The sequence below is a fragment of the Streptomyces sp. NPDC057253 genome, from assembly GCF_042669125.1.
Classification (GTDB): domain Bacteria; phylum Actinomycetota; class Actinomycetes; order Streptomycetales; family Streptomycetaceae; genus Streptomyces.
Window position 1 is genome coordinate 1 of sequence record NZ_JBHUXV010000011.1, and the last position, 21,579, is coordinate 21,579.

At 71.7% G+C, this 21,579-nt stretch carries 16 protein-coding genes; 6 read left to right on the top strand and 10 right to left on the bottom strand.

Features of this window, described 5'->3' with window-relative positions:
• Positions 1–304 precede the first annotated feature (304 nt).
• Positions 305–1,315 (bottom strand): DUF2510 domain-containing protein, encoded by a 1,011-nt coding sequence (locus tag ACFULQ_RS08420; RefSeq protein WP_383539929.1) that lies wholly within the window; start codon positions 1,313–1,315, stop codon positions 305–307.
• 492 nt (positions 1,316–1,807) lie between these two features.
• Here ACFULQ_RS08420 and ACFULQ_RS08425 point away from each other — a divergent pair, with 492 nt between their 5' ends.
• A complete protein-coding gene (locus ACFULQ_RS08425; RefSeq protein ID WP_383539932.1) occupies positions 1,808–4,477 on the top strand; it encodes an ATP-binding protein in 2,670 nt (889 codons plus the stop codon).
• Positions 4,478–4,535: 58 nt separating this feature from the next.
• Here the strand turns inward: ACFULQ_RS08425 and ACFULQ_RS08430 are convergent, their stop codons facing one another.
• The 5 genes from ACFULQ_RS08430 to pcaH are packed head-to-tail and all read right to left on the bottom strand — an operon-like array spanning position 4,536 to position 9,238.
• On the bottom strand, positions 4,536–5,327 hold the full coding sequence (locus tag ACFULQ_RS08430; RefSeq protein WP_383539935.1) for an SDR family NAD(P)-dependent oxidoreductase: 792 nt from the start codon (positions 5,325–5,327) through the stop codon (positions 4,536–4,538).
• A 49-nt stretch (positions 5,328–5,376) separates the two neighbouring features.
• Positions 5,377–6,528, bottom strand: a complete 1,152-nt coding sequence (pcaD, locus tag ACFULQ_RS08435) for a 3-oxoadipate enol-lactonase (protein ID WP_383539938.1) — start codon at positions 6,526–6,528, stop codon at positions 5,377–5,379.
• Positions 6,525–7,856 (bottom strand): 3-carboxy-cis,cis-muconate cycloisomerase, encoded by a 1,332-nt coding sequence (gene pcaB, locus ACFULQ_RS08440; protein ID WP_383539941.1) that lies wholly within the window; start codon positions 7,854–7,856, stop codon positions 6,525–6,527. The genes pcaD and pcaB overlap by 4 nt, the downstream gene beginning before the upstream one ends.
• Positions 7,853–8,458 (bottom strand): protocatechuate 3,4-dioxygenase subunit alpha, encoded by a 606-nt coding sequence (pcaG, locus tag ACFULQ_RS08445; protein ID WP_383539943.1) that lies wholly within the window; start codon positions 8,456–8,458, stop codon positions 7,853–7,855. The genes pcaB and pcaG overlap by 4 nt, the downstream gene beginning before the upstream one ends.
• 6 nt (positions 8,459–8,464) lie before the next feature.
• Positions 8,465–9,238, bottom strand: a complete 774-nt coding sequence (gene pcaH / locus ACFULQ_RS08450; RefSeq protein WP_383539946.1) for a protocatechuate 3,4-dioxygenase subunit beta — start codon at positions 9,236–9,238, stop codon at positions 8,465–8,467.
• A 184-nt stretch (positions 9,239–9,422) separates the two neighbouring features.
• Here pcaH and ACFULQ_RS08455 point away from each other — a divergent pair, with 184 nt between their 5' ends.
• Complete coding sequence (locus ACFULQ_RS08455) at positions 9,423–9,887, top strand: MarR family winged helix-turn-helix transcriptional regulator (RefSeq protein WP_383539950.1); 465 nt, start codon at positions 9,423–9,425, stop codon at positions 9,885–9,887.
• 50 nt (positions 9,888–9,937) lie between these two features.
• On the opposite strand, the gene ACFULQ_RS08460 is transcribed toward ACFULQ_RS08455, so the two are convergent.
• Complete coding sequence (locus tag ACFULQ_RS08460; protein ID WP_383540232.1) at positions 9,938–10,993, bottom strand: DUF3048 domain-containing protein; 1,056 nt, start codon at positions 10,991–10,993, stop codon at positions 9,938–9,940.
• A gap of 203 nt (positions 10,994–11,196) precedes the next feature.
• On the opposite strand from ACFULQ_RS08460, the gene ACFULQ_RS08465 reads away from it, so the two are divergent.
• On the top strand, positions 11,197–12,387 hold the full coding sequence (locus ACFULQ_RS08465) for a zinc-dependent alcohol dehydrogenase (RefSeq protein WP_383539954.1): 1,191 nt from the start codon (positions 11,197–11,199) through the stop codon (positions 12,385–12,387).
• A 9-nt stretch (positions 12,388–12,396) separates the two neighbouring features.
• Here ACFULQ_RS08465 and ACFULQ_RS08470 read toward each other — a convergent pair whose 3' ends face one another.
• Positions 12,397–13,458, bottom strand: a complete 1,062-nt coding sequence (locus tag ACFULQ_RS08470) for an ATP-dependent DNA ligase (protein ID WP_383539957.1) — start codon at positions 13,456–13,458, stop codon at positions 12,397–12,399.
• 74 nt (positions 13,459–13,532) lie between these two features.
• Between ACFULQ_RS08470 and ligD the strand changes: the two genes are divergently transcribed.
• Entirely contained in the window at positions 13,533–14,558 is a 1,026-nt protein-coding gene (ligD, locus tag ACFULQ_RS08475) for a non-homologous end-joining DNA ligase (RefSeq protein ID WP_383539959.1), read from the top strand.
• On the opposite strand, the gene ACFULQ_RS08480 is transcribed toward ligD, so the two are convergent.
• On the bottom strand, positions 14,545–16,740 hold the full coding sequence (locus ACFULQ_RS08480; RefSeq protein ID WP_383539962.1) for an OmpL47-type beta-barrel domain-containing protein: 2,196 nt from the start codon (positions 16,738–16,740) through the stop codon (positions 14,545–14,547). The genes ligD and ACFULQ_RS08480 overlap by 14 nt on opposite strands.
• Positions 16,740–19,238: a ThuA domain-containing protein gene (locus tag ACFULQ_RS08485; protein WP_383539965.1), complete on the bottom strand. Its 2,499-nt coding sequence runs from the start codon at positions 19,236–19,238 to the stop codon at positions 16,740–16,742. The genes ACFULQ_RS08480 and ACFULQ_RS08485 overlap by 1 nt, the downstream gene beginning before the upstream one ends.
• Positions 19,239–19,427: 189 nt before the next feature.
• Between ACFULQ_RS08485 and ACFULQ_RS08490 the strand changes: the two genes are divergently transcribed.
• Positions 19,428–20,432 (top strand): multicopper oxidase domain-containing protein, encoded by a 1,005-nt coding sequence (locus ACFULQ_RS08490; RefSeq protein WP_383539968.1) that lies wholly within the window; start codon positions 19,428–19,430, stop codon positions 20,430–20,432.
• A 14-nt stretch (positions 20,433–20,446) separates the two neighbouring features.
• Entirely contained in the window at positions 20,447–21,361 is a 915-nt protein-coding gene (locus ACFULQ_RS08495; protein ID WP_383539971.1) for an ornithine cyclodeaminase family protein, read from the top strand.
• Positions 21,362–21,579: the final 218 nt, after the last annotated feature.

Consider the following 21,579-nt stretch of genomic DNA (forward strand, 5'->3'; position numbering starts at 1 on the left):
GGTGGGGCCCCTCCTGAGCGGGGGGGCGCCCCACCCGGCCGTCGCGTGCCTGAGCGGGTGGGAGTGCCCGGGGGATCCCCGGACCGACGAACTTCGCCGTGCGGCCGCTGCGTGACGGGCGTCGCCCGACGGTCAGGGCGAGGGCTCTGCGGGAACTCACGCTCGGCGGAGCGTGAGCCGGCGGCGGGCCAGCCGGAGACGGGTCCGGCCGGTCGCCGCCCGGGCCCGAGCCTTCAGCCGCTGCCTACTCCCCGCTACCCGCTACCCGCTGCGCCCTGCCCGGTGTCCCGCGGCGGGCGCGGCGTCAGACGTTGCTGCCGCTGCCCCCGCCCGTCGACACCTTGATGCCCTTGGTGATGTCGTCGATCACGGTCTGGCCCTCGGCGACGTCCACGCCGAAGCGCACCACCACGATCTGCTGCGGGTTCGCCGGGGCGGGGAAGGCCAGCGACTGGACGTAGCCGTCGGAGCCCTTGCTGGTGACCGCCTTCCAGCGGACCAGATAGCCCTTCTGCCCGGCCACCGTCACCGCCTTGGAGGCGAGCACGTCGTGCGAGGTGATCGAGCCGTAGGTCTTGCCGCCGTAGGACTGCTCGGCGTTCGCCTCGATGTCGGCCTTGGCGACCTGCTCGGCCGTGCTGCCCTTGGTGCCGAGCGCCAGGGCGGGCGCCGAGTAGGCACCGCCCTTCGTGCACTTCGCGGAGGTGTCGCCGGGGCAGGCGTAGGAGTCGTTCGAGGTGACGGACGCGCCGACCTGGATCTCCTGGCCGTACCAGCCGTCCGGGATGGGCAGGCTGATCCCGTCGATCGAGTCGGTCACCGAACCGCTCTCGATCCGCGGCGCCTCGGAACCCTGCGGGGAGGGCGACGCGCCGCCGGAACCACCGTCGCCCCCACCGCCGCCGTTGCCGCCGAAGGGCCCGCCCTGACCGTTCTGGCCGCCGGGGCCGCCCTGGCCCCCCGGCCCCTGCGAGGTGGCGGTGTCGTCGCTTTTGTTGCCGCTGTCGGCGAGCGCCCACACGCCCACGCCTATGCTGGCCAGGACCACGACGGCCACCGCCACGGCTATGCCCACGCGGCCGCGCCGGGATGTGGCCGGGGGCTGCGCGGGATACGCCGGGTAGCCCGGGTACGCCGGGTAGGCCGCGTACTCCCCGGGGCTCGCGACCTGTTCCGGGGGACCCCATGCGGCGGCCGATCCGGTGGGACGGGTCTGCTCCGTCCACGCCTTGCCGTCCCACCAGCGCTGGGTGGCGGGACCGTCACTTGTCTGCCCGGGGTCGGGGTACCACCCGGGGGGAGTCTCCTGCGTCATGCCCCCACCGTATGAGCACTCGGTGAAAGAGGGATGAGAGGGTCACCGCCCGATCCCACCCCGCACCGCACGACCACCCCGGCACGAGCCGCCCCGGCCGCCCCCACGCGCACGCGGACACCGGCAGCCACGCCCGCCCCGACCGGGGGCGAGAAACCCCGCACACGCGCGTGCCGGGCGCCGGCGCTCCTGGCGTCGGCGCCGGCCGCCGCTCGAAGTGAGCACCTCCGTGGTCCCGGCCCGCGCGCACCGTCCGGAAGGCCTCTCGCAGGCCTCTCACGGGCCTCCGAAGGCCTCCGACGGCCTTTGTGGGGGCAATAACTGACTGATGGTCAGGTTTGTCGAGGGCTGGTCGCGGGCAACGTGCGTCGTCTGCGCGTACCCCGCGTCACCCGTCACGGCAACAGGTGCCCCGAGCGGCCTCCGCTTCCGCACCGGGACGGCTACGCTCGAGATCGGTAGGTCGTTCGGGCGACTTGGGGAGGTAGCGGGATGACGGAGGTACGGCCCATGGCGGCCGCCCCGGCCTCGCTGTGGGAGCGCGACGAGGAACTCACCGCCGTCGAACGCGCGGTCGACTCCCTGTGCGAGGACCGCTCGTCCGCCGGCAGCGTGCTGGTGATCCGCGGCGAGGCGGGCTTCGGCAAGACCGCCCTGCTGGCCGAGACCCGCCGGATCGCCGAGGCCCGCGGCTGCACCGTCTGGTCGGCCCGCGGCGGCGAGACCCTCAGGTCCGTCCCCTTCAACGTCGTACGACAACTCCTCCAGCCCGCCCTCCTGTCGCTGATGCCCGAGGAGGCCCGCGAGTACCTCGGCGACTGGTACGACATCGCGGGCCCCGCCCTCGGCATCGCGGATCCGGGGGAGCGCCAGGCCGACCCGCAGGGCGTGTGCGACGGACTGGTCGCCGCGGTGCGCCGGCTGGCCCGCCGGGACTGGCCGCTGGTGCTGACGGTCGACGACGCCCACTGGGCCGACCAGGAGACCCTGCGCTGGCTCGCCGCCTTCGCCGAGCGCCTCGACGACCTGTCCGTACTGGTCGTGGTGGCCCGCCGCCCCGGCGACGCCACCGGCGACCGGGCCCGCCTCCTGGACGCGGTGGCCGCCACCGCGGGCCGTCCCACCACCAACCTGAGCGCCCTCACCCCGGCGGCCACCGAGGGCCTCACTCGCGCCACCCTGGGCGAGCACGCCGACGCCCCGTTCTGCCGCGAGGTGTGGGCCGTCACCGGCGGCAACCCCTACGAGACCGTCGAACTCCTCGCCAAGGTCCAGGACGCCGGGATGGAGCCGAGCGAGGAGTCGGCGACCGAACTGCGCGAGCTGAACCGCTCGGCCCGCGGCGGCGGACTCGTCGCCCGCCTGGAGGAACTGGGCATCGACGCCACCCGGTTCGCCTGGGCCGCCGCCATCCTCGGCACCGACATCTCCGTCGGCCTGGCCGCCCGGCTCGCCACCCTGAGGCCCGAGAAGGCGGCCCTCTGCGCCGAACTGCTGCGCAACGCCCGCATTCTGACCGACGTCCAGGGCGAGAAGGACGAGCTGGAGTTCGTCCACCCGCTCATCGCCACCGCCGTCTACGACTCCATCCCCGACGCCCTGCGCACCGCCATGCACGGCATCGCCGCACAACTCGTCACCGATTCCGGGCACGGCGCCGCGGCCGCCTCCCGGCATCTCCTCCAGGTCCACCCGGACGACGACGAGGAACTCGTCGAGCAGCTGCGCGAGGCCGCCCGCGAACACCTCGCCGTCGGCGCCCCCGACGCGGCCCGCCGCTGCCTGGAGCGCGCCCTGCTGGAACCCCCGCCGCCCGAGGTCCACGCGCAGGTGCTCTTCGAACTCGGCTGCGCCACCCTTCTGACCGCCCCGGCCAAGACCATCGGCCACCTCCAGACCGCGCTCGCCATGCCCGGCCTGGAGGGTTCCGCCCGGGTCGACGCCGTCGTCCGCCTCTCCCAGGCGCTCATGCACAACAACCAGCTGGAGGAGGCCGTCCGCACCGTCGAGGCGGAGGCCGCCCGGCACGAGGAGGGCCAGGCCCGGCTCCGCCTCCAGGCCGTCCAGTACACCTGGGAGAGCCTCTACCCGGGCGAGACCACCTTCCCGGGCCGCTCCGAGCGCCTCGCCGCCCTCGCCGCCACCTGCACCGGCCGGGACAACGCCGAGCGCGCCCTGCTCATCCTGCGCGGCTTCGACGCGATGGCCCACGGCGAGAGCGCCGAGGAGATAGCCGAAGTCTGCGACCGCGCTCTCGTCAACGGCCGCCTCGCCCCCGGACTCGGCTGGACCGACACCGAGTGGGGTCTGGAACTCCCGCTGATGCTGGCCAGCGCGTACGCCTTCACCGACCGGCTGGACCGGGCCGAGGCCCTCTACAGCGACGCTCTGCGCACCTACGAGTCGGCCGGCTGGAGCGGCGGCCACCTCGCCCTCGCCCATGCCTACGTCGGCCTCGGTCACCGTCGGCGCGGGCGGCTGCGGGAGGCGGAGACCTCCCTGCGCGAGTCGCTGCGGCTCGCCGAGCGGGTCGGGCGCGGACTGCCGCTGTACTGGTCGGCGACCTGCAACCTCGTCGACACGCTGCTCGCCCGCGGGCATGTCGAGGAGGCCTGGGCGATCGCCGAGCAGTACGGGTTCGCGCCGCCGTACCCCTCCACGATCGTGCTGCCCGACCCGCGCTCCGTGCGCGGACGGCTGCTGCTGGCGGTCGGCCGGACCAAGGAGGCGGTCAACGAACTGGACGCCGCGGAGAAGGCGGCGGAGGTGCGGGGGCACCGCAATCCGGTGCTGGTGCCCTGGGCCTTCGACCTCGCGCGCGCTCTCGCCGTGGAGGATCCGGTGCGGGCGGCCCAGCTGGCCACCGAGGTCCGCCGGAATGCCGAGCGGCTCGGTACGGACACCGCGATCGGTGAGGCGCTGCGGTGTGCGGCTTCGCTGGAGACGGGGCAGCGGGCTGTGCGGCTTGCTGCGCAGGCTGTGGCGTATCTGGAGGCGTCGCCGTGTCAGTACGAGCATGCGGCGGCGCGGGTGGAGTACGGGATCCTCGCGCGGTCCGTGGCCGAGCTGAACCGTGGGGTGGCGTTGGCCCGGTCGTGTGGGGCGGACGGGTTGGTTGCGCAGGCCAGGGAGGTGCTGGAGACGGGTAGGGGGCTGCGGTGATGTGCAGGGTGCGGGTCCGTTGGGGCTGGTCGCGCAGTTCCCCGCGCCCCTAAGGGAGTTACAGTGCCAGGAGTTGATCTGTGCTGGTTGCCAGACGCTTCTGCACGTCCCTGTCGTATGTCGCCTCGTGGGCCCTCGCCGTTCGCGTGCCGTCTAAGTAGTGCCCCGTACCCAAGTCCTTCGTGGCCAGCGCCAGTACCCCCGGTGCCCCGTCCGCCACCGTCGACCAAGGTGCCACCCCGCCCTCCCTGACCATCGCCGTGTCCATGAAGGTGGCCGGGTGGAGGACGTTCACCGCGACCCCCGTGTCCGTCAACTCCTCGGCCAGGGCGAAGGTGTGGGCCGCCAGGGCGAACTTGGCCCGGCAGTACGCGGCGAAGCCTGTGTAACCCCTCGTGAACTGCGGGTCGTCGAAGTCGACCGGTTCCTGACCCACCGACCCCACGTTGACGATCCGGGCCGGCGTGTTCGCCCGCAGGGTCGGGAGCAGGGTTCGCGTCAGGGCCACCGGTGCCAAGTAGTTGACCGCCAGGCGGAGTTCGTGGCCGTCGGTGCTCAGCTCGCGGCCCGAGCCCGGTGAACCGGCGCCCACTCCCGCGTTGTTGATGAGGACGTCGAGTTCGGGGTGGGCCTCCGCGACCCGCGTGCCCAGGTCGCGGACCTCGGCCAGGGAGGCCAGGTCGGCCACGAACCCCTCGGCCTCGCCCTCCAGCCGCAGCTCCGCGACGAGACTCTCGGTACGACCCCGGTCGCGGCCGTGGGCGAGGACGACATGGCCGGAGCGGACCAGCTCGAAGGCGACATAGCGGCCGAGACCCGAGGTGGCGCCGGTGATCAGGATGGTCGACATGCCTCCACCGTAGGCAGATCACGGCACCCCGTGCCTGCCCCTGCCGGTGTCACCCTTCCGTCTCCGGGTCCGTTTCCGCGTCCGTTTCCGCTTCCTCCGCGAGCACCCGCTGGGCCGTCGCGAACGCCGAGTTGGCCGCCGGGACCCCGCAGTACACCGCCGTCTGGAGCAGTACGGCCCCGATCTCGTCCGGCGTGAGGCCGTTGCGGCGGGCCGCGCGCACATGCATGGCCAGCTCCTCGTAGTGGCCGTGGGCCACCAGCGCGGTCAGCGTGATCATGCTGCGCTCGCGGCGGCTGAGGGTCGTGTCGGTCCAGATCTCGCCCCACGCGTAGCGCGAGATGAAGTCCTGGAAGCGGGCGGTGAAGGGGGTCTGGCGGGACTGCGCCCGGTCCACGTGGGCGTCCCCGAGCACCTCGCGCCGCACCTCCATGCCGCGCCGGGCGCCGCCGTCGAGGTGGGCGCGCAGCGTGGTGAGGACGGCCTCGGGGCACTGCGCCGGTGCCAGGTGCGAGGCCCCCGGGAGCTCGACGAGGGTGGCGCGCGGCACCGCGTCGGCGATCTCGCGCAGGTGGGGCGGCGGGGTCGCCGGGTCCTGGCGGCCCGCGATCAGGAGGGTGGGAGCGGAGATCCCGGCCAGCCGGTCGCGCAGGTCGAAGGCGGCCAGGGCGTCACAGCAGGCGGCGTACGCCCCCGGGTCGGCCTCGGCGTGGTCGCGTACGAGCACCGGATCGGTGAAGTCACCGGCGAACCAGCGGGAGTCGGCGCTCGCCAGCAGCCACTCGAGCCCTTCCCGGCGGACCCGCTCGGCCCGCTCCTGCCAGGGCTTGGCGCCGTTGAAGTGCGCGGAGGAACAGATGACCGCCAGCGACTCGACCCGCTCCGGGTGGTGCACCGCCAGATGCAGACCGACGGCACCGCCCAGCGACACCCCGGCGTACGCGAACCGCTCGACGCCGAGCGCGTCGGCGAGCTCGAGGACCAGGTCGGCGAGGTCACCCACCGTGGCGCCGGGACCGATCAGGTCGGCCGCCGAACCGCCGTGCCCGGGCAGGTCCCAGCGGATCACCCGGTGGGTGATGGACAGCTCGGGCGCCACCTTGTCCCACAGGGCGTACGACGTCCCGAGCGAGGGCCCGAGCAGCAGCGGGGGAGCGGAAGCGGGGCCTTCGGCACGGTGGTTGAGGAGTTTCTCGGTCAACGTCGCTCCAGCGCACGGTCGGTGACGGCTCCGGCGGAGCCGGTGTAGCGGGCGGGGTCGGTGAGCACGCCGAGGTCGACGGCCTTCAGCTCGGGCTCCTGGGCGAGGAGTTCGCCCAGTGACCGGCCTTCGGTGTACGTCCGCCGGGCGAGCTCCGTGAGCAGTTCCTTGGCGCGGGCCCGGCCCAGCACGGCCGCCAGCTCGGCGGAGAGCCGCTCGGAGACGATCAACCCGTGGGTGAGGTCGAGGTGTTCGTGCATGGCGTCCGCGTTCACCCGCAGCCCCTCGGTGAGTTCGGCGGTGTCCCGGGCGGCGCCGCCGACCAGACGCAGCAGATCCCTGAGAGGCTCCCACTCGGCGTGCCAGGCCCCGGCCGGCCGCTCGTCCTCGGCGGCCATCGAGCCGTACAGCGTGGCCGCGAGCTGGGGAGCGCGCCGGGCGGCGGCCGCGACCAGCGTGGACCGCACCGGGTTCGCCTTGTGCGGCATGGCGGAGGAGCCGCCGCTGCTGCCCTCGGAGAGCTCGGCGATCTCGGTACGGCCCAGGACCAGCACGTCCGCGGCGATCTTCCCGAGCGCTCCGGCCGTGAACGCCAGACATCCGGCGAGATCGGCGATCGGGGTGCGCAGGGTGTGCCAGGGCAGGAGGGGTGCGTCCAGGCCCAGCTCGCGGGCGAAGGCCGCCGAGAGGGCGAGCGCGTCCTGGGCGCCGTACACCGTGAAGGCGGCCAAGGTCCCCGCGGCACCGCCGAGTTGGGCGGGAAGACCGTCCCGTACCTCGACGACCCGGTCCCGTGCGTCCAGGACCAGTGAACGCCACCCGGCCGCCTTCAGCCCGAACGTCGTCGGCACCGCGTGCTGGGTCAGGGTCCGTCCCGGCATCGCGGTGTCCCGGTGCTCGGCGGCGAGCCCGGCGAGGGCCCGCTGCACACGGTCCAGGTCCGCCACCACCAGGCCGAGCGTGCGGGCGGCCATCAGCATCATCGCCGTGTCCAGGATGTCCTGGCTGGTCGCGCCCCGGTGCACATACGGGCCGTACTCCTCGCCGGTCTCCTTCGTCAGGTCGGCGACCAGGGGGATGACGGGGTTGCCGCCGGCGCGCGCACGGTCGGCGAGGGACCGTACGTCGAAGCGGTCCGCGTGGGCCGCCTCGGTCACCGCTTCGGCGGCCCCGGCCGGGGCGAGACCCAGCCGGGCCTGTACCCGGGTCAGCGCGGCCTCCGCGTCCAGCAGCGCCTGGAGGAAGGCGCGGTCGGAGGTCGCGGAGGCGGCGGGGGAGCCTGTCCACCCGGGGGCGAGCAGGCCGGTGTCCGGATCGGGAGAAGTCACTGGAACTCCAGGAAGACCGTCTCGCCTTCGCCCTGAAGGCGGATGTCGAAACGGTACGTCCCGTGGCCCGTGTCGGTGGCGATCAGCGTGTCGCGGCGGTCCGCGTCCAGGCCGGCGAGCAGCGGGTCGGCGGCGAGGGCCGCCGCGTCGCCCGGCAGGTAGATCCGGGTGAACAGGTGCACCAGCAGACCGCGCGCGAAGACGCAGACGCTCAGGTAGGGGGCGCTGCGCCCGCGGGCGCCGGGCCGCAGGGTGCGCGCGTACCAGTGACCGTTGGCGTCGGTCTGGATCCGGCCCCAGCCGGTGAACTCCACGCCGTTGCGCCCGAGATAGCCGCCGGTCGCCGGGTCGCGCCGGATCGAACCGTCGGTCGTCGGCACGTTGCCGTCCGGGTCCGGTCCCCACAGCTCCACGAAGGCGTCCGGCAGCGGGTCGCCCTCGCCGTCGGTGATGTAGCCCTGCACGGTGATGGTCTCCGGGTGGCCGACGGGCGCGATGTCACCGCCGCCCGGGAAGGGCAGCGCGTAGCCGTAGAAGGGGCCGACGGTGTGCGAGGGGGTGGGCAGCACGCTCTCCGGCGAGCTGGTGTCGATCTTCGTCATGGCAGGTCAGCGTCCTTCCTCGACCCAGGTGGCGTGCGGCCCGTCCAGCACGATGTCCCAGTGGTAGCCCATCGAGAACTCCGGGACGGACAGGCTGTGGTCGTAGGTCGCCACCAGCCGCTGCCGCGCCGCGTCGTCCGTCACCGACTGGATGATCGGGTCGTACGGGAAGAGCGGGTCGCTCGGGAAGTACATCTGGGTCACCAGGCGCTGGGTGAACGCCGTGCCGAACATGGAGAAGTGGATGTGGGCCGGGCGCCAGGCGTTGACGTGGTTGCGCCACGGATAGGGGCCGGGCTGGATGGTGGTGAAGCGGTAGAAGCCGCTGTCGTCGGTGAGGGTGCGGCCGACGCCGGTGAAGTTCGGGTCCAGCGGGGCGTCGTGCTGCTCGCGCTGGTGGGCGTACCGCCCGGCGGAGTTCGCCTGCCAGATCTCGATCAGCTGCCCGCGGACGGGGCGGCCGTCCCGGTCGAGCAGCCGCCCGGACACGGTGATCCGCTCGCCGAGGGGCTCCCCGCGGTGGTGCCGGGTCAGGTCGTTGTCGATCTCGGTGATGTCCCGCTCCCCGAAGGCGGGGGAGTGCAGCTCCACCAGCTCCGGGTCCTTGGCCACGTCGATGGTGACGGGCGGCTGCTTGGGGTGCCGCAGCACCGAGGAGCGGTACGGCGTGTAGTCGCGCCGCGGATGGTGCTCGACGGGGGCGCCGTCGGCGACCCGCTTCTCGTAGGCGGCGTGCTCGGCGGCGATTTCCTGGTCGATGTCGTGCTGGGTGAGAGTCATGCGGCTTCCTGCGTTTCGTCGAGGTTCGTGGCGACCACCTTGTCCATCCGTGCAGCCCCATCTCTTCACATGCTCAGTGCACTGAGTATTTCCGCGAGGTTTCTCTTAAGCTGCCACTGTGGCAGCCTGTCGTCAAGGCTCCACTACTCTTCAGTGCACCAACCAATTCGACTCGGGAGCGCACATGGCCGCGGTGGACCTCACCACCCACCCCGGGCACCTCGCCCGGCGGCTCCAGCAGGCGCACTACCTGCTGTGGAACACGATGGTCTCCGAGGAGATCACCTCGCCCCAGTTCGCGGTCCTGAACGCGCTCGTCGCCGAGCCGGGCCTCGACCAGCGCACGGTGGGGGAGCGGGTGGGGCTCGACCGGTCCACGATCGCCGAGGTCGTCAGCCGGCTCGGCCGGCGCGGACTGCTCGACAAGGTCCGCGACCCGCAGGACGGCCGCCGCTTCCTGCTGCGCCTGACCGAGGACGGCGTGCGCACCCACCGCAAGCTGACCGTGCGCACGGCCCGGATGAACCAGGTCTTCCTGGCCCCGCTCTCCGCCGACGAGCAGAACGTGTTCTTCGAGCTGATCCGCCGGGTCTCGGACGCGGCCGAGGGACTGCGCAACCCGGCGGAACCGCTGGTCGACCAGCGCTGATCCAACTCTGACCGGGAGGCGAGCCGGCCCCGCCCCTTGATCCGACCTGTTCAGGGCGCCTTCGCGAACACCACCCACACCTGTCCCGGCGCGAAGTTCATCGGCGTCCCGTCCTTCGTGGTGAACCGCGTGCCCTCCGTCGCCTTCGCCCGCTGCCAGTTCACGTCGTAGGCGCGGCCGTCGCGCAGCACCTTCGCCTTCCCCGAGCCGACCGTCACCGTGTACGGCGTGTTGTTGCCGAGGAAGTCGTGGAAGCGGGACTTGCGCACCTTCACGTACTGGACCACGACCGTCGCCGGGGCCAGCCGCTTCCCGTCGGCCATCACGTCCGGTGCGCCGTCCAGCGAGACCAGCCAGCGCTCCCGGCTCGCGGACCAGGTGAAGCCGAAGCGGGCGGCCGGGAAGCGGACCGTCTCCGAGGTGTCCTTCCTGCCGCCGGCGGGCGCGGGGCCGTAGCGGAAGCCGGTGGTCAGCGCGTCCGCGCCCGGTGTGGTCGGCATCAGGCGCTTGGGGCGCAGGTAGAGGTTGTGGGGGATGGCCCTGTCGGTGCCGCGGAAGTAGGCGTCGGACGCCTTCTCGGGGGTGCGGGCGTCCAGCGGCGCCCGGTTGATCAGGGGCATCAGCTTGCCCTGCGCGCCGGAGAAGGCGAGCGTCGGCCGATGGAACTGGCGCAGCAGCTCCAGGTCCGACTCGCGGGCGCTGCGCACCGGGCCGACGGCCTTCGGCAGCTTGGTCGCGTACACCGCCATGAGTCGGCTGAGCCCGCCCTCGACCTGCTCGGCGTAGACGATGTCCGCGGAGTCGAGGCCGGTCTGGGGACGGGCCGCCCGGACGTTGTCGATCTTCACGGCGAGCGGGGAGGGGTGGTCGGGCTCCTGGGCGGGTTCCGACGAGGTCGGTGCCGAGGTGCTCGGTGCCGCGGTGTCCAGCTGCCCCCGTCCGTCGTCGGCCGGGACGCGGGGCTTGCCCTGGTCCGTGCAGCCCGCGACGAACAGGCCCGTCGCGGCCAGGAGGAGTACCGCTGCCGTTCGGGCGCGTCTCGCACGCGCCCCGCGTCTCTTGCCCGCCATGTCCACCGTGCCCGCCCTGTCCACCGTGACCGCCATCTGCACCACGCCCGCCGTCCGCGCCCGTCTCCTGTCATTGATTGTGCGCTTATAAGTTCTTTGGTGGCCATACAAGTCCGATTCTGATAGGTCGCGTCCGGTAGGCCGATCAGCCCTGGATCGCGGTTCGGCGGCGGGCGCCCCGGGTACCCGGGCGCCGACCCCAGGACCGACACGCGATGTGACGGAGGGAGTGCCGGGCGATGAAGGCTGTGACCTGGCAGGGCAAGCGGGACGTACGGGTGGAAGAGGTGCCCGACCCGAAGATCAAGGAACCGACGGACGCCGTCATCCGCCTCACCTCCACCGGGCTGTGCGGCTCCGACCTGCACCTCTACGAGGTGCTCACCCCGTTCATGACACCGGGCGACATCCTCGGCCACGAACCCATGGGCATCGTCGAGGAGGTCGGCGCCGGGGTGCCCGACCTCGCGGCGGGTGACCGCGTCGTCGTGCCCTTCCAGATCGCCTGCGGCAACTGCTGGATGTGCATGACCGGGCTGCCGACCCAGTGCGAGACCACCCAGGTCACCAGCGAGGGCATGGGGGCCGCCCTGTTCGGCTACACCCGCCTGTACGGCGCGGTACCGGGCGCCCAGGCCGAGTACCTGCGCGTCCCGCAGGCGCAGTACGGACCCATCAAGGTCCCCGAGGGCCCGCCCGACGACCGCTTCGTCTACCTCTCCGACGTGCTGCCGACCGCCTGGCAGGCCGTCGCCTACGCGGACGTCCCCGAGGGCGGCAGCGTGGCGGTGCTCGGACTCGGGCCCATCGGCGACATGGCCTGCCGGGTCGCCCAGGTGCGCGGCGCCGGGCGCGTCTTCGGTGTGGACCTGGTGACCGAGCGGCTGCGCAGGGCACGCGCGCGGGGCGTGGAGACGTACGACCTCAGGAGCTTCGACAGCGAGAAGGAGCTGGTCCAGGCGATCCGCGACGAGACCGACGGACGCGGCCCCGACGCCGTGATCGACGCGGTCGGCACCGAGGCCCACGGCAGCGCGGCCGCCCGACTGGCCCAGAACGCCTCGGCCCTGCTGCCGAGGAGGATCAGCGGGCCCTTCGCCGAGCGCTTCAGCGTCGACCGGCTGGCCGCCCTGCACACCGCGATCGAACTGGTGCGCCGCGGCGGCACCCTCTCCCTGACCGGTGTCTACGGCGGCATGGCCGACCCGCTGCCCATGCTCACGATGTTCGACAAGCAGATCCAGATCCGCATGGGCCAGGCCAACGTCCGGCGCTGGAGCGACGAGATCATCCCGTACCTGACCGACGAGGACCCGCTCGGCGTCGACGACTTCGCGACCCATCGCGTGCCGCTGTCCGACGCCCCGCGCGCGTACGAGATGTTCCAGAAGAAGCAGGACGGCACGGTCAAGGTGCTGATGACGCCCTGACCCGCGCGCTCAGCCCAGGATCTCGTCGAGGTCGTAGCGCACCGGCTCCTCCAGCTGCGCGTAGGTGCAGCTCTCGGGGGTCCGGTCGGGCCGCCAGCGGCGGAAGCGGGCGGTGTGGCGGAACCGCACGCCGTTCTCCATGTGGTCGTACGCCACCTCGGCCACCCGCTCGGGCCTGAGCGGTACCCAGGACAGGTCCTTCTTGCCCGACCAGCGGCTCGGCGCCCCGGGCAGCCGGGCGCTCTCGTGGGCGGCCTCCTCGGCCCAGGCCGCCCACGGATGCCCGCTCGCGTCCGCCATCCGCAGCGGCTCCAGCTCGTCGATCAGCTCGGCCCGCCGCTTCATCGGGAAGGCCGCCGACACGCCGACGTGCTGGAGGGTGCCCTGGTCGTCGTGGAGGCCGAGCAGCAGGGAGCCGACGATCGGGCCGCTCTTGTGGAGCCGGTAGCCCGCCACCACCACGTCCGCGGTGCGCTCGTGCTTGACCTTGAACATGGCGCGCTGGTCCTGGAGGTAGCGCCCGGTGAGCGGCTTGGCGATGACCCCGTCCAGGCCCGCGCCCTCGTACCTCTCGAACCACTGCTGCGCCACACCGATGTCGGTCGTGGCGGGCGCGAGGTGCACCGGGGCCGTGACCCCGGACAGCACCGTGGTGAGCAGCTTCCGGCGCTCGGCCAGCGGCACGTCCAGCAGGGACTCGTCCTGGAGGGCCAGCAGGTCGAAGGCGACGAAGGAGGCCGGTGTCCGCTCGGCCAGCGTCCGCACCCGGGAGTCCGCCGGGTGGATCCGCTCGGTCAGCGCGTCGAAGTCGAGGTGCCCCTCCCGCGCGATCACGATCTCCCCGTCCATCACGCAGCGCTCGGGCAGCCTCTCCCGCAGGGCCTCTACCAGCTCGGGGAAGTACCTGGTCAGCGGCTTTCCGGTACGGCTGCCCAGCTCGACCTCGGCCCCGTCCCGGAACACGATCGCCCGGAACCCGTCCCACTTGGCCTCGTAGTGCATGTCCGGCGGGATCTTCGCCACCGACTTGGCGAGCATGGGCTTCACAGGGGGCATCACCGGCAGATCCATGGTCCTGATTCTGCTGGGCGGTGGTGCGTTTCGCCTGATATGCGAGCTTCGCTCCACGGGCCTACCGTGGCCGCATGGGTGACGCGGTGGAACTTCAGGCGGGCGGCCGGACGGTACGGCTCTCCAGCCCGGACAAGATCTTCTTCCCGGAGCGCGGCTTCACCAAGCTGGACCTCGCCCGCTACTACCAGGCCGTCGCCCCCGGCATCCTGCGCGCCCTGCGCAACCGCCCCACCACCCTGGAGCGCTACCCGGACGGGGTGACCGGCGAGAACTTCTTCCAGAAGCGGGCGCCGAAGAACATGCCCGACTGGATCCCGACCGCCCACATCACCTTCCCCAGCGGCCGCAGCGCCGACGAGATGTGCCCCACCGAGGAGGCCGCCGTGCTGTGGGCCGCCCAGTTCGGCACGCTCACCTTCCACCCCTGGCCGGTCCGCCGCGACGACGTCGACAGCCCCGACGAACTGCGCATCGACCTGGACCCGCAGCCCGGCACGGACTACGACGACGCCGTGCGCGCAGCTCACGAACTGCGGGCGGTGCTGGCGGAGTTCGGCGGTCTGCGCGGCTGGCCCAAGACCTCCGGCGGACGCGGCCTGCATGTCTTCGTGCCCATCGAGCCGCGCTGGACCTTCACCCAGGTGCGCCGGGCGGCGATCGCCGTCGGCCGGGAGATGGAGCGCCGGATGCCGGACCACGTGACCATCAAGTGGTGGAAGGAGGAGCGCGGCGAGCGCATCTTCCTCGACTACAACCAGACGGCCCGCGACCGCACGATCGCCTCCGCCTACTCCGTACGGCCCCGACCGCACGCCCCGGTCTCCGCGCCCCTGCGCTGGGAGGAGGTCGGCGAGGCGCACCCCCAGGACTTCGACCTCGCGACCATGCCCGCGCGCTTCGCCGAACTCGGCGACGTGCACGCGGACATGGACGATCACGCGTTCTCCCTGGAGCCCCTGCTGGAGCTGGCCCGCAAGGACGAGCACGACCACGGACTCGGCGATCTGCCGTACCCGCCCGAGTATCCGAAGATGCCGGGGGAGCCCAAGCGGGTACAGCCGAGTCGTGCCAGGAAGCCCGGTCCTACAGCTCCTTGATCCTGACGTCCCGGTACGAGACCACGTCCGTCGTGCCGTGCACCTGGAGTCCGACGTAGCCGGAGGCGAACCGCCGCCCGTCCGTGCCCGGGTCGTCCGAGCGCGCCGGGTAGAAGTCCTGACCGCCGAAATTGTCGAACTCGTTGATCAGCACGCCGTTGCGGAAGACCGAGTAGTGCTGGTCGACCACCCGGATCTCGTAGTCGTTCCACGTGCCCTTCTGGGTGACGCCGGCACCGGCGAGCCCCACCCGGTCGAAGCCGTAGACCGAACCGGTCTTGTACAGGTCGCCGTCCGGACGGTCGAACACCTGGATCTCGTGCCCGAACTTGATGGCCGCCCACTCCGGCCGGGGCTCCTCCGGATGGTCGTGGACCCACGGGAACCGCACGAACACACCGGAGTTGGCGTTCCCGGTGCCCGGGGCGTCGTCGCGCCACTGGAGCTTGAGCGAGAAGTCGCCGTACTTGCGCTCGGGGAACCAGAGCATGCCGAGCCCCGACCTCGTGGTGCCGCTCGTGATCGACCCGTCGCCGTTCGGCGCGAACGAACCGCCGCCCACCTGCTGCCACTTGGCGAAGGAGGCCGCGCTGCCGTCGAGGATCGTGCGGTACCCCTCGGTCTGGCCCGGCCTGCCGATCCCGGACGCACGGGCCGCCGCGTCGATCGCGTCGTACTCCCGCTCGTCGAGCACCCCCTCCCGGAAGAGCTTGTCCAGGACGGTCTTCACGTGCTTGAGGAACAGCGCGTGGGACGTCCACTCCTTCTCGTCCTCGATCAACTCGTTGATCCGGCACCGGCTGTTGGTGATCCGGTTCGGCACGCCCGAGTCGACCGTGCCGACGATCACCGTCAACCGCTCGTCCAGCTCAGGGCAGTTGGGCGCCGGGACCTGACTGGAGACCACCGTGAAGGTCACCGTGCGCGCGGCGGAGGTGTTGCCCGCCCTGTCCGTCGCGCGGTACGCGAGCGTGTGCGTCCCCGCCCGGTCGACGACCACGGCGGCGGTGTACGCCAGGTAGGGCCCGGCGTCGATCGAGTACTCGATGCCGGCCACACCCGAACCGCCCTCGTCCGTGGCGCTCACGGTCACCCTGGCGTTGCCCACATAGGCGCCGTCGGAGTTGCGTGTGCCGTCCACGGTCACGCCGGTCACCGGCGGAACGGTGTCCTGCGGGGCGGCCGCGACCACCGTGAACCGGACGCTCTTCTCGGCGGCCGCATTGCCCGCCTTGTCGGTCGCCCGGAACCGCACGGTGTGGGAGCCGACCTGATGCACCATCACGGGCATGGTGTACGGCTGCCAACTCCCGTCGTTCACCGCGTACTCGATGGTGTTGACCCCGGATCCGGTGTCGGAGGCCGACACGGTCACCGTGGCCATGTCGATGTACGTGCCGTCGGGATTCTGCTGCCCGCTCACCGTCGCCGAGGTGTCCGGCGGGACCGTGTCGTCGGAGGGCGGCGGCACCACCGTGAAGGCGGCGCTCTGCTCGGCGGAGACATTGCCCGCCTTGTCGACGGCCCGGTAGCGCACCTTGTGCTCGCCGACCTGGTCGACGACGACCGGGGCGGTGTACGGCTGCCAGGCACCCGTGTCCCCGATCGCGTACTCGATGCGGTCCACGCCGGAGCCGCCGCTCTCGTCGGTCGCCGTGAGGGCCACGCTCGCCGAACCGACGTACTGGCCCTGCGCGTTCTGCGTGCCGGAGACCTGGGCGCGGGCCGTCGGTGCGGTGGTGTCCTCGCCGGTGCCCTCGGTCACCACCAGGATGCCCTGCATCTGGCCGTGGCCCGGGATCGTGCAGTGGTAGAAGTAACGGCCCGGGGTGAGGGTGACCTCGGCGGTGTGACGGCCGCCCATGTCGTCGTTCGGGTTCGCGAGGATGTTGAGCTGGACGTCGTCGTTGAACTCGGGGTCGCTGGTCACGAAGGTCAACGTGTGCGGCATGCCGGTGGTGTTGCCGGTGGCCGTGCTGTTCTCGAAGACGATCGTGGCCGTGCCGGCGACGGCTGTCGTCGGCGCGGAGGTGTACTTGGTGATGTCGTCGCCGGCGGTCCAGGTGAGGGTCTGGGCGGCGACCGCCCGCGCCTTCTGGGGCTGTGCCGTCGACGTCGAGTTCAGGCCCAGTATCATCAGCAGGGCCGCCAGCAGCACGGTCAGAGGTCGTTGTCGGCGCATCACTGTCCTCCCCGCGCCAGTTGGCCGGCAGCCGGAGTGGGGCCGCCGCCCTGGTAAGTGACCCTCCACAGCGCCGACTTGGCGTCCGAGGTGAAGAACCCGCGTCCGTAGTCGAGGACGTACAACGCGCCGTCCGGGCCGAACTTCCAGTCCATGAGGTTCTTGATGCCGTCGTTGCCGATCGGCACGATCTTCTTCAGCGACTCCGAGTGCACCGGCAGTCCGCCCTCGCCGTGGTTCTTCGGATCGGTGATGACCGCGTTGCGCGGCTGGTCGGCGTCGTAGAAGTCGCCGACGAACCACTTGCCGTCCCAGTACGAGGGCCACTTGACGGTGCTGGTCGCCGCGGCGGTGTCGTAGCGGTAGACCGGCCCGTTCATCGCGGCCTGACCGCCGCCCTTGAGCCACGGCAGCAGGTACTTGGCCTCCTCCTGCTTGTAGGACGGAATGCCGTTCGCGTCCCGCGGGTAGTCCGGGGCGCCGCCCTGGGGCGAGTACCAGATGTTGTTGCCGGTGACGGGCGGGAGGTTGACCAGGCCGTCGTTGTTGGGCGACTCGTTCTTCGGATGGTCGCAGTCGTACCAGCCCAGCGGCTGGTTCGGATCGGGCAGATTCCGGTCCCGGTAGGGCTGTTTGTTGCCCATGCAGTACGGCCAGCCCCGGTTGCTCGCCTTGGTGATGACGGCGAACGTGTCGTACTTGGCAGGACCCCAGGTCGTCGAGGGCGCGCTCGCGTCCGGACCGACCCACCCCGCGTAGAGGATGTCGGTCTTCTTGTCGACGAAGATCCGGGCCGGGTTCCTGACACCCATCACATAGATCTCGCCGCGCGTCTTGCCGCCGCCCTCGTCGGTCTCCTGGCCGGTGAAGAGATTCCCCGGGGGCAGGGTGTACGTCCCGTCGGCCTCCGGGTGGATGCGCAGGATCTTGCCGTTGAGGTTGTTGGTGTTGCCTGCGGTGCGGCGCGCGTCCGCGAAGGAGACGCCCTTGTAGTTGGGCTGCGGGTTGTTGCCGGAGTAACCACCGCTGAAGCCGCTGGAGTTGTTGTCACCGGTCGCGATGTACAGGTTGCCCCTGGAGTCCCAGGACATCCCGCCACCCGAGTGACAGCAACTGTGCACCTGGACCGGCCACTTGAGCAGGACCTTCTCGCTGTTCAGGTCCAGTCTGTTCGTCGCGAGGTCGAGGGTGAAGCGGGAGACCCGCCGCTCGGCCATGCGGGTGTCGCGGTTGAGCCGGGAGTGCGGGGTGTAGTGCAGATACACCCAGCCGTTCTCCTCGAACCGCGGGTCGAGCTCGATCCCGAGCAACCCCTCCTCGACCTTGACCAGTTCGTCGCCGCCGCCCTTGTTGCCGAAGACGGTCAGCGCGCCCGCGAGGGTGACCTTCCTGGTCTTGGGGTCGTAGACGTGGATCTCGCCCTTGCCCTTGCCGATGTCGGGGTTGTTCCAGTCGGTGATCACGGGCTGGGAGGAGTCCGCGCCGCCCCGGCCGATGTAGAGCACCCGTCCGTCGGGTGCGGTCACCAGGCCGTGCGGCTCACCGATCTGGTCGTTCTGGCCCGGCTGGTTGGGCTGGGTGAGGCGCTCCGCCTTGTAGTTGCCGTTGATGGTCGCCTTGCAGTCCGCCTGCACGAGCCGGGAGGTCCACAGCAGCGCGCCGCGCAGATGGGTGCGGAAGTCGCTCTCGTCGTACGAGGACGCCGTGCCGCCCATGCCGGTGTAGAAGGACCGGCCGCCGTCGTAGTCGCGGCACCAACTCACCGGATGATCCCAGCCGTTGGCGCCCGCGCCGGGCTGGTAGGTGGACTCGCGCACCCGGGCGACGGTGTGCACCTCGCCGGACGGGTTCTTCGCCCAGTTGAACCAGCGGTCGGGGCGTTTCCACTGCACCGGCAGGTCCTTGGTCGCCGGGTGCTGCCGGTCGCCGACCTCGACGGTGGCCCGCTGCACGGCTGTTGGGCTTGAGCCTGCCGGTCGGGCGCCGACGAGGCCGGTGAACCAGTCGGAGTACGGCTCCGCGCGGGCCGCGTCATGGATGCCGACGAAGCCGCCGCCCGCCTCCATGTAGGCCTCGAGACCGGCCTCCTGCTCGGGGTCGAGGACATCGCCGCCGCCGGTCAGGAAGACGATCGCGTTGTAACCGCTCAGCGCCGCCCCGTCGGTGAAGACCCTGGCGTCGTCCGTGGCCTCGGTCTCGAAGCGCTGGTTCGCCGGGCCCGAGAGCCCGATGCTCTCGATCGCCGCGATCCCCGCGTTGACGACCGGCGACTCCTCACCGGCCGCCGCGGATCCGTAGAAGACCAGCACCCGCACATCTCCGCCGCCCGGAGGCGACTTGACGGACATCGTTGTCGCGGTCGGTTCGGGCGGTGGCGCGGCCCCCGCGGCCGGGCCGGACATCAGCCCGGCGGCGAGCACCCCCGCGGTCACGGTCGCCGGCCACACCCGTCTTCTCGTCGTTCCTCCGCTTCTCGCGCTCAACCCTCGTAAGTGCATGGGCACCTCCTCGGTCACGGCAACAGCGCCATGGAAGCTAGACCGCTTTGCGTCACACGCCAATACCTATGACCGGGATCGCACGAACTTTGTCCTGAGTGTGGATAAACGACTCGGGGGCCGGTACCGTTTCACAGGTTCATCACAGGCACACCTCCGCAAATTCCGTATCAGGGTGGGGAGTTCTGCATGGACGCGCTGAACAGACGCCGGTTCAACCGGCGGGTGCTGCTCGGTGGCGCGGCGGTCGCGACATCGTTGTCGCTCGCGCCGGAGGCCCGCAGTGACGCGGGTCCGGCGCAGGCCGCCCCGGGCGGCGAGGTCAAGCGGATCAAGCTCTACGCCGAGAAACTCCCCGACGGGCAGCTGGGCTACGGCTTCGAGAAGGGCAAGGCGACGGTCCCCGGCCCGCTCATCGAGCTCAACGAGGGCGACACCCTGCACATCGACTTCGAGAACACCCTGGATGTCAGGGCGAGCCTGCACGTCCACGGCCTGGACTACGAGATCTCCAGCGACGGAACGGCCCTGAACAAGAGCGACGTCGAACCGGGCGGGAGCCGCACCTACACCTGGCGCACCCATCTGCCCGGACGCCGCGGCGACGGCACCTGGCGGGCCGGCAGCGCGGGCTACTGGCACTACCACGACCACGTGGTCGGCACGGAACACGGCACCGGGGGCATCCGCAAGGGTCTGTACGGGGCGGTGATCGTCCGCCGCAAGGGCGATGTCCTCCCGGACGCCACCCACACCATCGTCTTCAACGACATGCTCATCAACAACAAGCCGGCGCACTCGGGGCCCAACTTCGAGGCCACGGTGGGCGATCGGGTCGAGTTCGTGATGATCACGCACGGCGAGTACTACCACACGTTCCACATGCACGGTCATCGCTGGGCGGACAACCGCACGGGGATGCTCACCGGCCCCGAGGACCCGAGCCAGGTCATCGACAACAAGATCGTGGGCCCGGCGGACTCCTTCGGCTTCCAGGTGATCGCGGGGGAGGGGGTGGGGCCGGGTGCGTGGATGTACCACTGCCACGTCCAGAGCCACTCCGACATGGGGATGGTCGGTCTGTTCCTGGTGAAGAGGACGGACGGCACGATTCCGGGCTATGAACCGCACGAGCATGCCGGGCAGCGGGCCGAGGGGCAGAACGCCGAGGGTGGGGCCGAGCACCACCATTGACGGATCATGGTCGGGTGACTCTTCTTCTCACCCGGAGTGATCTGGAGGCGGTGCTGGAGCCGGCGGCCTGCCTCGACGTCCTGCGGGACGGCTTCCGAGACGCGGACGGCGTGGCGATCGCGGGCCGGCGGGTGCGTTCGGACCTCCCCTTCCCCGGTACGGCCACCGCGCTGATCCCGGGCCTGCTTCCCGGCGTCCCGGCCTACACGGTGAAGGTCAACGCCAAGTTCCCCGACGCCCGGCCCGCCCTGCGCGGGGTGATCTGCCTGCACAGCGGTACCGACGGCGAACTGCTCGCGCTGCTGGACTCGGCGACGGTCACGGCCTGGCGGACCGGGCTCGCGGCGGCTCTGGGCACGCATCTGCTCGCCGGTGCCGGCACTGTGGTGGGGGTCGTCGGGGCGGGCGCGCAGGCCGAGTTGATGGTGCGGGGGCTTGCGGCGCTACGGCCCCGCGGTGACCTCTTCGTCCACGACACGTCCGCCGACCGTGCCGCGGGGTTCGCCGCGCGGCACGGCGGGCAGGCGTCGGCCACCGCCGCGGAGGTCGCCTCGGTGGCCGACATCGTGCTGACGGCGACCTGGTCCCGCGAGCCGCTGCTGCACCTCGCGGACACCAGGCCGGGCCAGCACTTCACGAGCCTGGGCGTGGACGAGCCGGGCAAGGCGGAACTGGGGCGCGATCTGCTGGACACGGCCCTCCTGGTCGTCGACGACCGCGAACTCGCCGCCGGGGTGGGGGTGTTGCGGCCGGCCGACGCGACCTTGGGCGAGGTGCTGCGCGCCGAGCACCCCGGCCGGACGGCCGACACGGACCGCACGGTCTACGCCCCCGTCGGCATGCCCTGGCAGGACCTCGCGCTGGCTTGGGCGGCGTACGAGCGGGCTGAGGGGGAGGGGATCGGGCGGCGGGTGGATCTGCTGGGTTGAGGGGGAGCCTGGGCTGAGCCGGAGCGTCTTGGGTGCGGGGTGCGGGGTGCGGGGTGCGGGGTGCGGGGTGCGGGGAAGGAAGCGTGCTTGGGCGTGTGCCTGGGCGTGTGTCTTGGTGCGGGGCTGGACGCGGGGTACGCGGCCGCGTATGGGAAGGACGGCAGGTCGAGCAAGAGCCCGTCCCCAGCGGCCTCGGTGAGGACGGAGGCCGCCGGTGC

What these genes read in the sequence shown, in the direction of transcription:
- ACFULQ_RS08420 (WP_383539929.1), bottom strand. Translation starts at nt 1,315, where the DNA reads ATGACGCAGGAGACTCCCCCCGGGTGGTACCCCGACCCCGGGCAGACA.
- ACFULQ_RS08425 (WP_383539932.1), top strand. Translation starts at nt 1,808, where the DNA reads ATGACGGAGGTACGGCCCATGGCGGCCGCCCCGGCCTCGCTGTGGGAG.
- ACFULQ_RS08430 (WP_383539935.1), bottom strand. Translation starts at nt 5,327, where the DNA reads ATGTCGACCATCCTGATCACCGGCGCCACCTCGGGTCTCGGCCGCTAT.
- pcaG (WP_383539943.1), bottom strand. Translation starts at nt 8,458, where the DNA reads ATGACGAAGATCGACACCAGCTCGCCGGAGAGCGTGCTGCCCACCCCC.
- pcaH (WP_383539946.1), bottom strand. Translation starts at nt 9,238, where the DNA reads ATGACTCTCACCCAGCACGACATCGACCAGGAAATCGCCGCCGAGCAC.
- ACFULQ_RS08455 (WP_383539950.1), top strand. Translation starts at nt 9,423, where the DNA reads ATGGCCGCGGTGGACCTCACCACCCACCCCGGGCACCTCGCCCGGCGG.
- ACFULQ_RS08460 (WP_383540232.1), bottom strand. Translation starts at nt 10,993, where the DNA reads ATGGCGGTCACGGTGGACAGGGCGGGCACGGTGGACATGGCGGGCAAG.
- ACFULQ_RS08465 (WP_383539954.1), top strand. Translation starts at nt 11,197, where the DNA reads ATGAAGGCTGTGACCTGGCAGGGCAAGCGGGACGTACGGGTGGAAGAG.
- ACFULQ_RS08470 (WP_383539957.1), bottom strand. Translation starts at nt 13,458, where the DNA reads ATGGATCTGCCGGTGATGCCCCCTGTGAAGCCCATGCTCGCCAAGTCG.
- ligD (WP_383539959.1), top strand. Translation starts at nt 13,533, where the DNA reads ATGGGTGACGCGGTGGAACTTCAGGCGGGCGGCCGGACGGTACGGCTC.
- ACFULQ_RS08480 (WP_383539962.1), bottom strand. Translation starts at nt 16,740, where the DNA reads ATGCGCCGACAACGACCTCTGACCGTGCTGCTGGCGGCCCTGCTGATG.
- ACFULQ_RS08485 (WP_383539965.1), bottom strand. Translation starts at nt 19,238, where the DNA reads ATGCACTTACGAGGGTTGAGCGCGAGAAGCGGAGGAACGACGAGAAGA.
- ACFULQ_RS08490 (WP_383539968.1), top strand. Translation starts at nt 19,428, where the DNA reads ATGGACGCGCTGAACAGACGCCGGTTCAACCGGCGGGTGCTGCTCGGT.